We start from the raw sequence: 12880 nt of genomic DNA, 5'->3' as shown, positions 1-12880 counted from the left end.
AGGTTTTATTAATACTCAATATAAAAAATGGGGGAGTGTGATATACACAAAGATTATAAACTAATTAAAAATAAATTTATTGTGCTAAACTAGATTGATCGTAAAAAAAAGGTAACTTTATTAGTTACCTTTTTTTCCATCTTGTTTAGAATATTTTTGCTTATTGATCTCGTCTTGAAGCTCACGTCTTATCTTTTGCTCACGCTCTAAAGAACGTTGTCTGTGGCTCTCATATTCTTCTTCGATTTCAGTTTTCGCATTTCTTGCTTCAATGGTAATGGCGTTGCTGCGCTTGAATCTACCAATAAAAATAGCCAGTAATACAGATAAAGCCGCAATTATAGACCATAAGATCGTGTTATAGCCAGATTTGCTCATCGGAATACCTATAAATCTGATACTATCTTTTTCTTTTGTAACTGAAGTAAGATTCTCATTGGTTTGACCAAGATTAGCTTTTAAGCTCTCTATTTCTTGGCGTTGAGTAGCAATAGTAGCATTCGCTTCATTATACTTTGCTTTGGCATTTTTTAAAGTGTCAATTGCATTTCCCTTAAACTTATAAAGATCATTTACCTTAATGGTTTTATATCTTAATCCGGTTTTAGGATCTGTCCAGCGAAAGGATTTTTTAAACATATAATCAAACTGACTTTCTAAAGTGCCTGAGTTTAATGAAGCCTTTACTTCTTGAGTTTGATCGTCTTGGGCATTTGTAGTTAATGAAATGAAAAGTAGGGTGAGAACTGAAAGTATAAACTTAGCTCGTATCATTAAATTAAAAATTAGAGTTTTTAAGCGTTGGCAAAAGTAAACAATTACTTGTAAATTTGGTATAATTCTATGAAAAAAAGCAGTTTAATACAACTTTTTATACTTATTAGGATCAACTTCATGCATTAAGCTGTATATACCTTCAAAGATATCTTCAACAGAAGGTTTAGAAAAATAATCACCATCAGTACCGTAAGCAGGTCTATGATCTTTGGCCGTAATTGTAAGAGGTTTACTATCTAAAAATTGATACCCGTTTTGTTTATCTAAAATTTGATCTAGTAAATAGGCACTAGCCCCACCTGGCACATCTTCGTCTATAACAACAAGTCTGTTTGTTTTTTTAAGACTTTCTACAGTATCATGATTAATGTCAAACGGAAGTAAACTTTGAGCATCAATAATTTCAATATCAATTTCCACCTGAGCTAATTCTTTAGCTGCTTCTTCAACTACTCGCAACGTAGAACCATAAGAGACTACAGTAATGGTTTCACCTTCTTTTACAGTTTCAGTAACACCAATGGGTGTTTTAAATGCTCCAATATTCGAAGGAAGTGTTTCTTTTAGGCGATAACCATTTAGATTTTCAACGATAAGTGCGGGTTCATCACTTTCCAATAAAGTGTTGTAAAAGCCTGCAGCTTTTGTCATATTTCGAGGGGTTAAAATGTACATTCCTCGTAATAGATGAAGTACAGCGCCCATATGAGAACCCGAATGCCAAATGCCTTCTAGGCGATGTCCTCTGGTACGAACAATCATAGGTGCTTTTTGCTTTCCTAAAGTTCTGTAGCGCAAAGTTGCTAAGTCATCACTTAAAATCTGTATTCCATATAGCAAGTAATCCAAATACTGTATTTCTGCAATAGGTCTCAAACCTCGCATTGCCATTCCAATACCTTGCCCCATAATAGTTGCTTCACGAATACCGGTGTCTGCAACGCGAAGTTCCCCATGCTTTTCTTGTAATCCTTCCAATCCTTGATTCACATCACCAATGTAACCTGCATCCTCGCCAAAAATGATCGCTTCAGGATACTTTTTAAGCAAGGTGTCGAAATTATCTCTTAAAATAATTCGTGCATCCACCAGCTTACTGTTCTCGTCATAGGTTGGAGCAACTTCTTTTACTGCAGTTGCTTTAGATGCATGTTCACTATATAAATGCTCGCTGTAATTTTTAAATTCTTCCTTCAAGAATGACTTAATGAAATGTTGGAGCTGTTCCTTAGCTGGTAAGTTTTCATTTCTAAGATATACTAATACCTTTCGAGCAATGGCAAGAACCTCTTTTTTAGATGGTTCAGCTATAGCACTTAGGTCAGATTTTAATTTAGAAATAAAAGCTGCATTAGCACTAGATTTCAATAAAGAATCAAGTAATTGCTCTAATTGTTGTTTCCTTTCTCTTATAGGTTTTAAATATGCCGTCCAAGCAGTTCTTTTGGCTTGACTTACTTCTTTTTTGGCATTTTTTTCTATCTCAATAATTTCTTCTTCATTTTCAAAAACGCTAATAATCCACTCACGCATTTTTAGATTACAATCAAACTCGCGTTCCCATTGTAAGCGCTCCGCAGATTTGTAACGCTCATGAGATCCAGATGTTGAATGACCTTGCGGTTGCGTAAGCTGTTGTACATGAATTAATACAGGTACATGCTCTTTTCTTGCAACATCAGAAGCTTGATTGTAAACATCAATTAGTTTAGAATAATCCCAGCCATTTACAATAAAGATCTCGTAGCCTTTATTTTTGTCATCACGTTGAAATCCTTTTAAGATTTCCGAAATATTCTCTTTTGTTGTTTGATGTTTCGCTGGTACTGAAATTCCATATTCATCATCCCAAACACTAATTACCATTGGTACTTGTAATACACCCGCTGCATTGAAAGTTTCAAAGAACAATCCTTCTGAAGTACTGGCGTTACCTATAGTTCCCCAAGCAATTTCATTTCCATTATCCGTAAAATTGCTTTTAGATTTTAAATTGTCAAGATTTCGGAACATTTTAGACGCTTGCGCTAGTCCAAGTAAACGAGGCATTTGCCCTGCTGTAGGAGAGATATCAGCACTTACATTTTTTTGATTCATCAGATTTTTCCAACTACCATCTTCATTTAATGTATGTGTCATAAAATGTCCGCCCATTTGTCTTCCTGCTGATTGGGGGTCAGCTTCGATATCTGTATGAGCATAAAGGCCAGCAAAGAACTGCTGTGGTGTAAGTTCTCCTATGGCCATCATGAAAGTTTGATCTCTATAATAGCCAGAACGCCAGTCTCCATTTCTAAAGGCTTTAGCCATGGCTAGCTGAGGCACTTCTTTACCGTCGCCAAAAATTCCGAATTTAGCTTTTCCGGTTAAAACTTCACGTCTTCCTAAAAGGCTACATTCTCTACTTACAACAGCAATTTTATAATCTGTTAAGATCTCTTTTTTGAATTCTTTGTAAGATAGTTTTTCTTGAGAATCGATTAGCTTTTCAGACATATAAATACCGTTTTTAGAAGTGCTGCAAAACTACAAATTTTGTAAGAAACTTAAAAACAAAGGCGGAGAATTATCAAAATGATAATTAGGATGTGATATTTAACCTTTTATTGAGAATAATTCAATGATATAATGAGTTAAATGATTGATTTTCTATTTTTTTATTATTAAAAGTAGATTAGACGTTATGGTATTTATTTAACGCTAATTATTTGAAAGTAGGTACTGCTTTTTATTAATTACGAGCTTTCCTGAAATTAAGTATTTGATAATAAGCTGTTTTCAAAATTTATTTAAGCAATGCTTTTAGAAGAGACCGCTTTAATAACTTTAGATGTATAAAAATTTAATAAAACCCTCTTTTAATGAAATTATAAATTTGAGCTGGTTTAAGTGTTAATACAAACCGTATTTTTTTGTCATAATTCGGTAGTGAAGGCTCAAAACCAAGACTGGACTGCAATGGGAAATAAACTTCTAAAATATTATGTATAAAATTTAAACGGATACCACTATCGTATTTAAATTTTGCATTTTGACCTTTGCTTTTGTAAAAACCTGCATCGGCATAGGCTTCTATCCACCTCCAAATACCAATACTTCCATTTGTAGTAAGCATCCATTGATTGGCAAACCTGTTTTCAAATTGTGACTTGAAACCTCCCTCCGCAATAATTATTTGTTGACTTAAAAAACCAGACTCTTCTGATCTTCCTAGATAGTCATAATCAAACAGATAATCGGAGGGCCTATCTAAACCAAAGCTAAAAAAATCATCAGGATCGTTTAAATCATTATGCAAGAATGTGCCCGCAAATAGGCGTAAATCAAACTGTCTATTCGCGTTGGTTAACTTTCTATATCTTAAGTCTAAAGCTAGCTTGCTGAAATTTTTAGAAATTTGAAAATCAGTTGAATAAGCAATGTTCTGTATGATGTCTGGTCTAGATGAAGTAAATCTAAAGTTTAAAACATTATAACTATCTGATTCTTTATCCTCATCATTAGGGTCGGTTTCTCTGTCTACCATAACAAATCTGGCGGATACTCCTTTTCCGCCTACATCTCGTAAACTTTTCCGCTTAAAATTTATAACTGCAAACGGTGTAAATCGTGTATACCTTAGATCAGGAGCATAATTAAAGGTGCTGCCTCCAAAACCAAATCTGTAGCGATAAACCTTTGTTTCATTGGGTAAATATTCGTAGACCAAAGAAAATGAACCTGATAGCTGATTACTTTTAAAACCATAGGTAGGCGTAATCTTATATAACCACTTCTTTTTAAATAGTGCCTCGTTATAAAGACGTGGCCCGATAATTAGACCATCATAAAAATTATAATCAACAAAAACATTATAAAATGCTTGATTATAAAAAGGGTTTTCAATGTCCTTAAAAAAGCGAAATTGTACTGGCTTATTGAATATACCATTTAAGCTTTTCCAGTTATCCCTTAGGTTCAGTTCTGGGTATTGATAATCATAGTTTAATGCAATTTTTGTATAATCTCCTTTAGCAATTTTTATCGTACTAATCGAATCAATTGGCTCTAACCATTTCTTAAATACGGTTTCTCTATTTTTCACTCCATATAGTGCGATTGGGGCAGAGAAACTTCTTTTATTTTTAATGGTTACCTCAATAGAATCGTTAGTTTTCTTAACCTTGGTTATAGTATAATCAATTTTCTTTTTTGTAGTCACATAATCACCAAAAAACCAGCTTAAGTTTTTATCAGTTTTTGCAGTAATTAATTCTTTAAATTTTGTAGAATGAACACTTTTTAATTTATTTTGATCGTAAAATTCTTTAATGCTCTTAGAAACAATATTGTTCTGTAAATATTCGTCAAGATAGAGTAAGCCGATACCTGCTTTATATTTATTGACAATCTTGCGATTGAAGTTAGATAATGAGTCTGCACTTGTGGTTAAAGCTTGATCTAAATTTTTTCGAGCAGCAAATTGATATACAAAAGGATACTTATCATTAAAATCTAACTTGGCAATATTATAACTCCGCATCCCCCAAATTTTCGAAATATTACCCATAGCTTTTATTTCAGGATAATATTTTTCTACATACTGCATCATTAAATAGGTTTGAAAGCCGTCTAATAACCAACTATCAGTTCTACGGTTTACCAATAAAGTATTTTCTAGATATTTTTTTGTTAGTACTTTGAACATTTTAATATCCCATTCGAAAACACCGGTAAATGGATTTAAAATTTTTGGTAGTTGGTTTAAACCATAGATAGGGTTCTTATCATATGATATTTTATTAATCATTAATTTTTCATGTGGATATGACCCTAAATGCTCTTCAATAAAAAGTAATTGCCTATTTAAAACATCTTTTTTTACCTTATCTTTTAAAGGAGTTTTATTAAGATTGGTGAGAATTTCAAGATTATCCGTTTCAAACGTTTTAAAATCATTTAATACCGTAATATTAAGTTCGGGGTCAACTCTATTGTTTCCGAAGAGGTTATATATCGTGTAGGGAGTCGCATCAACTTTAGAGATCACATCAAGATCTGTATTTAGAGTAATGCCTTCTCTAAGTTTTAAATTAACCTTGTAGTTAGTGGGTCGCATATAAAAATCATCAAGATTCAAATTGCTCATTAAATGCCATTTTCCATCAAAAACTGCAGGTGTTAAATGCCAGTTTTTTAGATTGAAAATATTACCATTTCTGCCATATTTGGTGAATTCATCACTTGGGATTTTTATTGAGTAAGAGGCGTTAATAACAATAGAATCTTTTGGGAGCAATTTTCTATTTAAAACAATTTTTAAAATATCTGGTGTGTATTTCCCAACTGACCACATTAGCGGTTTAGTATTATCTGATATTTCTTTAATGGTATTATGCCCTCTATCTTTTCTTTTAGCAAAGTATAGACTTTTATCATAATCTTCAATAAGATGCTTTGCTAAAGGTGCTCTTCTTCCTAAAAAACTATTCGGCCAGTTAAGTAAATAAAGCGTATCTAATGTTTTATTAGATTTATTAAAATAAGTTATTCGCTGCTCGATCTCTAGCTCATAGGATTGCATGTTTAGATAAGCCTCTATTTTTACTTCATCGTTTTGAGAGAAACAAGAGAATAGGGTCCAAGTGTAAGCCGATATGATAAGTATAATTCTTGTCAACGGATCTTAATAAATTTTATAGGGCTTGGAGTTGTAGAATTTGCTAAAGATATATAATAGATGTCACTTGACAGATTAGTTGCGTTAAAATAATAAACATTACGTTTCATAACATTTTTAATTGCTGTAATTATTTTTGCTTAATACTTAATCGCCTATAACTATAGTTCTGTTTAATAATTTGACTTCCATCTCCATTAAAAGTTTATTCTTCACACAATTTTTATTGATTTAGCAAATAAGATTCAATACTTGTTAAACTCCATTTTACTTTTAATTAATAAACATAAACAGATCAGATTTAAGATCGTCAATATTATGTTGTTAAAGTATTGGTTTTGTTATAAAGAGTTTCAAGAAAAACATATAAATCTTAAACCCCAACATGAACATTGGTTAGAAACATGTTCATGAGAAAGTTTGCGGTCATTTTCTTGAAACCCTTTAAAATCTAGAAGTTCGGTTTTAAGCTATATTTAGCATAGAATCTATTAAAGTGTTCAACAGCCTCATCGGCAGTATCTACCACTCTAAATAAATTCAAGTCCTCTGGGCTTACATTGCTATATTTTTCGATAAGTACTTTTTTTACCCAATCAAGCAATCCTTCCCAAAATTCAGAACCAACAAGTATTATTGGGAAACGACCAATTTTTTTAGTTTGAATTAGTGTCATCGCTTCAAAAAGCTCATCTAAAGTGCCAAAACCACCAGGCATTACAACAAAACCTTGAGAGTATTTTACGAACATTACTTTTCTTACAAAGAAGTAATCAAATTCTAGGTTCTTATCACTATCAATCCATGGATTGTCATGTTGTTCAAATGGTAATTCAATATTTAAACCTACAGAAGTACCTTTTCCTCTATTAGCACCTTTATTACCAGCTTCCATGATCCCTGGACCACCTCCGGTTATAACCCCAAATCCACTTTGAGTTAATTTATAAGCAACTTCTTCTGCCAGTTTATAGTATTTATGATCTGGTTTTGTGCGTGCTGAACCGAAAATTGAAACACAAGGTCCAATTTTACTAAGCTTTTCATAACCATCAACAAACTCAGACATGATTTTGAAGATAGCCCATGAATCGTTGGTCTTTATCTCATTCCAAGTTTTTTGCTGAAGTTTTTCTAATATTTTTCTTTCTTCATTTATTTTCGAATCGTTCGTCATTTTTCTTCTTTTAAATCCTGTCAGTCGACAGGAAGGTTAAACAAATAACTAATGTAGTTCTTTTTTTAAGAACTTAGCAGTATAACTTTTATTGTTTTTTATAAGCTCTTCGGGTGTTCCTTCGCATAAAATTTCGCCGCCATTTTTCCCTCCTTCAGGTCCAATATCAATAATATGATCAGTGAGTTTAATTACATCAAGATTATGCTCTATAATTAATACGGTATTGCCTTTATTGGTAAGTTTGTTTAGCACTTCCATGAGTACACGAATATCTTCAAAATGTAGCCCTGTGGTGGGTTCGTCTAATATATAAAATGTATTTCCGGTATCTTTCTTAGATAGCTCGGATGCAAGTTTAATGCGTTGAGCTTCGCCACCAGATAGGGTGGTAGATTGTTGCCCTAAGGTAATATATCCCAGGCCAACATCTTGAATAGTTTTGAGCTTTCTATATATTTTAGGAATGTGTTCAAAAAACTTTACACTTTCATTGATTGTCATATTGAGAACATCGGAAATTGACTTTCCTTTATAGCGAATTTCCAAAGTTTCTCTATTAAAGCGCTTACCTTGACAGGTTTCACATTCAACATAAACATCAGGCAAGAAATTCATCTCAATAACGCGTACACCGCCGCCCTCGCAAGTAGGACAACGCCCATTTTTAACATTAAAAGAAAAGCGTCCTGGTTTATATCCACGTATCATGGCTTCGGGTGTTTTTGAGAATAAGCTTCGTATTTCACTAAAAACTCCGGTATAAGTAGCCGGATTTGATCGTGGTGTTCGGCCTATTGGCGATTGATTTATTTCTATAATCTTATCAATATGCTCTAACCCCTTAATGCTTTTATAAGGTAATGGTTTTTTTACGGATTTATATATATGCTGATTGAGAATCGGGTACAAAGTTTCATTGATTAAGGTAGATTTACCACTACCGGAAACTCCGGTAACACAGATCATTTTGCCTAGTGGAAAGGCAGCAGTAATATTCTTTAAATTATTACCCGTAGCCCCAGAAAGAATAATTTTTTTACCATTACCCTTACGGCGTTTTTCAGGAACTTCTATCTCTAATTTTCCATTTAAATAATTCGCTGTTAGTGTATCGCTTAATAGTAACTCTTTAGAAGTGCCTTTACTAATAATTTCACCACCATGACGCCCGGCTTCTGGACCAATATCAATAACATAATCTGCATGTTCTATCATATCTTTATCATGCTCAACTACCAAAACAGAATTACCAATATCACGTAGTTTTTGCAATGAGTCTATTAACTTTTGATTGTCGCGTTGATGTAAACCGATACTGGGCTCATCTAAAATATAAAGTACTCCAACGAGCTGAGAACCAATTTGTGTCGCTAAACGAATACGTTGTGCTTCGCCTCCGGAGAGTGTTTTAGAACTTCGATTTAATGTTAGGTAGTCTAATCCAACATCTAATAGAAACTGTATGCGAGCGTTGATCTCTTTTAAGATTTCCGAAGATATGATCAATTGTTTTTCAGAAAGTTTGGTTTTAATATCTCGAAACCATTCAGCCAACTGAATAATATCCATAGCTACCAAATCTGCTATGCTATAATTGTCAATTTTAAAATGTAAGGCCTCCTTTCTTAATCTGGAACCATGGCATTCAGAACATATATTAGAATCCATATATTCTTTAGCCCATCGTTTGATGGAAGTAGAGTCAGTATTGTGATATTGATTAGAAATGAAGTTTATTATTCCTTCAAAATCGATTTCGTAATTACGGGTTATTCCAACATCTTTTGATATGATCTCAAATTTTTCATTGCCACCATATAAAATAATATCTAAAGCTTCTTTAGGGATTTTTTCTATAGGAGTATTGAGCGTGAATTTATATCGCTCGGCAATTAAAGTAAGTTGTTTAAAGATCCATGAATTTTTATAGTCACCCAAAGGAGCCAATCCGCCATTATAGATGTTAGCTGACTTATTAGGAATGATTTTGTCTATATTTACTTCACGTACGTTACCAAGTCCATTACAATTAGGGCAAGCGCCCTTAGGAGAATTGAAGGAGAAGGTATTAGGCTCTGGCAGAGGATAAGATATCCCACTTGAAGGGCACATCAAATTTCTACTGAAAAATCGAGCCTTACTTGTATCTTCATGGTCAATTACCATTAAAACACCTTCGCCATGATACATTGCTGTTTTAATTGTTTCATTTAAACGTTTATCAGCATTACTATCTATCTTTAAACGATCAATCACAATTTCAATATCGTGGGTTTTATAACGATCAAGACGCATGCCTTTTTCAATTTCTAATAGTTCTCCATCAACACGAACCCGAACAAATCCTTGCTTAGAAATTTGCTCAAATAGTTCTCTATAATGTCCTTTTCGCGATTTTACAATGGGCGCTAAAACAACGATCTTTTTATTATTAAAGTCTTTTAAGATTAGATCTTTTATTTGCTCATCAGAATAACTCACCATTTTCTCATCGGTGTTGTAGGAAAAGGCATCAGATGCTCTAGCAAAGAGCAATCGAATAAAATCATAGATTTCAGTAATTGTTCCTACCGTAGATCTTGGATTCTTACTTGTGGTCTTTTGCTCAATAGCAATTACCGGAGAAAGCCCATCAATCTTATCAACATCTGGACGCTCAAGACTGCCTAAAAATTGCCTGGCATAAGCCGAAAATGTTTCGATATACCGACGTTGCCCTTCGGCATAAATGGTGTCAAATGCCAATGAAGACTTACCGCTACCACTTAGTCCTGTAATAACTACTAATTGTTCGCGAGGTATTCTTACATCTATATTTTTTAAGTTGTGAACTCTTGCTCCTTGTACCTCAATATACTCTTGTTCTGCGATCATATATCATTAAAAAATTGGCAAACCACAAAGGTATTGAATTGTAAGCAAAATTTGTTAATCTTGTTTAAAGTATTATTAAAGAAATAGTTAAATTGCGCTCTAATTCTACAAGAAGTGAGAGTCATCCATTCAATCCGTCATTTTTTTGAAAAGCGAGGATTTGATGTGTCTTCCAGATTAGCAGATAAATTGGGGATGCGAGTGACCAACGTACGCTTATTTTTTATTTATATTTCTTTTATTACTTTAGGATTTTGGTTTGGTATTTATCTTACATTAGCTTTCTTACTAAAATTAAAAGATATGATTTATACCAAAAGAAGTTCGGTTTTTGATTTGTAGATAGCTATGAACGTATTTCAATCAAAATTGTATAAGGCGCTATTACTATTTTTCTTAGTTATAGTTATTGGAGTTGCAGGCTATATGTATTTGTCTAATGACACCTTTATCAATGCCTTGTATATGACAATAATTACCATTACTACAGTTGGTTTTGGTGAAGTTCATCCTTTAAGTCAAGAAGAGCGACTATTCACAATTTTCTTAATTTTAATGAGTGCTATTACTTTAGGGTATGTTGCATCGGTATTAACAGAATATATTGCTAGCGGTAGATTATTTGAGAAATTAAAATTTAATAGAGTGCAAAAAAAAATTCAGCATTTAGAGAAACATGCGATCGTGTGTGGTTATGGAAGAAATGGAAAACAAGCGGTTGTAAAGCTTAATAAATTTAATATGCCTTTGGTGGTAATTGAAAATGATGAAACTCGTATAACAGAATTAGAAGAAAAGCAGTTGTTATATATTAAAGGCGATGCAACGAAAGATGAAGTACTTGAAAAAGCCGGTATAAGAAAGGCTGCGAGTTTAATTTCTACGCTACCATCAGATGCAGATAATTTGTATGTAGTATTATCATCGAGGCAGCTTAATAAAGATTTAACACTTGTGAGTAGAGCTTCGAATGATTCGTCAGACTCTAAATTACGTATAGCTGGGGCAGATAACGTGATAATGCCTGATAAAATAGGTGGAGATCATATGGCTTCACTATTGGTAACACCAGATATTGTTGAGTTTGTTGATATGCTGGCTGTCGATGCACATAATTCTACATGTTTAAAAGAAATTGCAATTGAAGACTTGCCAGATGAATATAAATTAAAGTCTATTCGCGATTTAGATTTTAGAAAAAAAACAGGTTGTACCATAATAGGATTCAAAACTCCGCAGAATGAATATATTGTAAATCCGCAATCAGATACTCAGTTGGTGCCAGACTCTAAATTAATTCTGTTGGGGCAAGCAGAACAAATCGCTAAACTCAACACCATATTATAATGCATAAAATTGTTGTTACTGGAAGCAATGGTTTGCTTGGTCAAACATTGGTGAATTTATTAAGCAATTATAGTTATAAGATTTATGCGCTATCACGTGGAGATGATAGAAATATATCAAGTAATAATTATAGTTATTGTGATGTAGATCTTGTAGATTTTTCACGTGTAAAAAGTTTACTTTCGGAAATTAAACCTGATTTTATTGTCAATACAGCTGCTATGACGCATGTAGATGTTTGCGAAGATAATAAGGGTGCCTGTGATTTGATCAATGTTGAGTTGGTGAAGCATCTTACTGAAACCTGTAAAAACTTAAACGCACACCTTATACATATATCTACAGATTTTATTTTTGATGGAAAAGATGGGCCATATAAAGAAGATGATGTGCCCAATCCACTTAACTATTATGGTATATCAAAATTGAAATCAGAAGAAGTGTTGCTATCATCAGAAATTGATTATACCATATTAAGAACTATTTTGGTTTATGGTTACGTCAAAGGAATGAGCCGTAATAATATTGTATTATGGATTCGCGATGCGGTAACTAATAAAAAGGTAGTAACAATAATTGATGATCAATTTAGAACACCTACCTTGGTGGATGATTTGGCCGAAGCTTGTTTGTTAGCAATTCAAAAACGGGCTAAAGGCATTTTTAATGTCTCATCTAATGAATTATTAAGTATATATGATATGGCCATTGATGTGGCTGATGTATTTAATCTTGATAAATCATATATAAAAAGAGTGTCAACTGAAGAGCTAAATCAGCGAGCACCACGTCCGATTAAAACGGGATTTGATTTAACGAAGTCAAAAAATAGTTTAGAACTACCTATATATACTTTTAAAGAACGCTTGCAATTCTTTAAGAATCAGCTCGATAATATTGATTGAGAATTGGTGAGCTAATTATTTCCTTTTTGTTAATAATTTTTATTTCGAAAATATTTGCCAGAAATGTTTTTTGATGTACCTTTGCAGCTCCCAAATTTGGGAACGGAAAAGCACGGTCTTTACTTAATGATTTAAACG

At 33.0% G+C, this 12880-nt stretch carries 8 protein-coding genes; 3 read left to right on the top strand and 5 right to left on the bottom strand.

The features are described from left to right. Positions 1 to 120 precede the first annotated feature (120 nt). The 5 genes from AC1EUU_RS07415 to uvrA all read right to left on the bottom strand — a co-directional run bounded on the left by AC1EUU_RS07415 (position 121) and on the right by uvrA (position 10490). Positions 121 to 774, bottom strand: a complete 654-nt coding sequence (locus AC1EUU_RS07415) for a tRNA (guanine-N1)-methyltransferase (RefSeq protein ID WP_480200777.1) — start codon at positions 772 to 774, stop codon at positions 121 to 123. A gap of 84 nt (positions 775 to 858) precedes the next feature. Beyond that, entirely contained in the window at positions 859 to 3273 is a 2415-nt protein-coding gene (locus tag AC1EUU_RS07410; RefSeq protein ID WP_480200776.1) for an alpha-ketoacid dehydrogenase subunit alpha/beta, read from the bottom strand. Between the two features lie 346 nt (positions 3274 to 3619). Continuing rightward, positions 3620 to 6436 (bottom strand): gluzincin family metallopeptidase, encoded by a 2817-nt coding sequence (locus tag AC1EUU_RS07405; protein WP_480200775.1) that lies wholly within the window; start codon positions 6434 to 6436, stop codon positions 3620 to 3622. Positions 6437 to 6887: 451 nt separating this feature from the next. Beyond that, the gene (locus AC1EUU_RS07400; RefSeq protein ID WP_480200774.1) at positions 6888 to 7613 is read right to left on the bottom strand and encodes an LOG family protein; all 726 of its coding nucleotides are present in this window, start codon (positions 7611 to 7613) and stop codon (positions 6888 to 6890) included. A 48-nt stretch (positions 7614 to 7661) separates the two neighbouring features. Beyond that, positions 7662 to 10490 (bottom strand): excinuclease ABC subunit UvrA, encoded by a 2829-nt coding sequence (gene uvrA, locus AC1EUU_RS07395; RefSeq protein WP_480200773.1) that lies wholly within the window; start codon positions 10488 to 10490, stop codon positions 7662 to 7664. A 114-nt stretch (positions 10491 to 10604) separates the two neighbouring features. Here uvrA and AC1EUU_RS07390 point away from each other — a divergent pair, with 114 nt between their 5' ends. The 3 genes from AC1EUU_RS07390 to AC1EUU_RS07380 are packed head-to-tail and all read left to right on the top strand — an operon-like array spanning position 10605 to position 12742. Then, positions 10605 to 10832, top strand: a complete 228-nt coding sequence (locus tag AC1EUU_RS07390) for a PspC domain-containing protein (RefSeq protein WP_480200772.1) — start codon at positions 10605 to 10607, stop codon at positions 10830 to 10832. A gap of 6 nt (positions 10833 to 10838) precedes the next feature. Further along, positions 10839 to 11837, top strand: coding sequence for a potassium channel family protein (locus AC1EUU_RS07385; RefSeq protein ID WP_480200771.1), 999 nt, complete (start codon positions 10839 to 10841; stop codon positions 11835 to 11837). Next, positions 11837 to 12742, top strand: coding sequence for an SDR family oxidoreductase (locus AC1EUU_RS07380; protein WP_480200770.1), 906 nt, complete (start codon positions 11837 to 11839; stop codon positions 12740 to 12742). The genes AC1EUU_RS07385 and AC1EUU_RS07380 overlap by 1 nt, the downstream gene beginning before the upstream one ends. Positions 12743 to 12880 lie beyond the last annotated feature (138 nt).

The organism is Maritimimonas sp. 2205BS37-2 (genome assembly GCF_056591755.1).
The sequence above is the reverse complement of the archived record's forward strand: the minus strand, read 5'-3'. Positions and strand labels throughout refer to the sequence as shown.

Excerpts from the sequence above, each read along its gene's own strand:
- AC1EUU_RS07415 (WP_480200777.1), bottom strand. The coding sequence starts at position 774 with ATGATACGAGCTAAGTTTATACTTTCAGTTCTCACCCTACTTTTCATT.
- AC1EUU_RS07410 (WP_480200776.1), bottom strand. The coding sequence starts at position 3,273 with ATGTCTGAAAAGCTAATCGATTCTCAAGAAAAACTATCTTACAAAGAA.
- AC1EUU_RS07400 (WP_480200774.1), bottom strand. The coding sequence starts at position 7,613 with ATGACGAACGATTCGAAAATAAATGAAGAAAGAAAAATATTAGAAAAA.
- uvrA (WP_480200773.1), bottom strand. The coding sequence starts at position 10,490 with ATGATCGCAGAACAAGAGTATATTGAGGTACAAGGAGCAAGAGTTCAC.
- AC1EUU_RS07385 (WP_480200771.1), top strand. The coding sequence starts at position 10,839 with ATGAACGTATTTCAATCAAAATTGTATAAGGCGCTATTACTATTTTTC.
- AC1EUU_RS07380 (WP_480200770.1), top strand. The coding sequence starts at position 11,837 with ATGCATAAAATTGTTGTTACTGGAAGCAATGGTTTGCTTGGTCAAACA.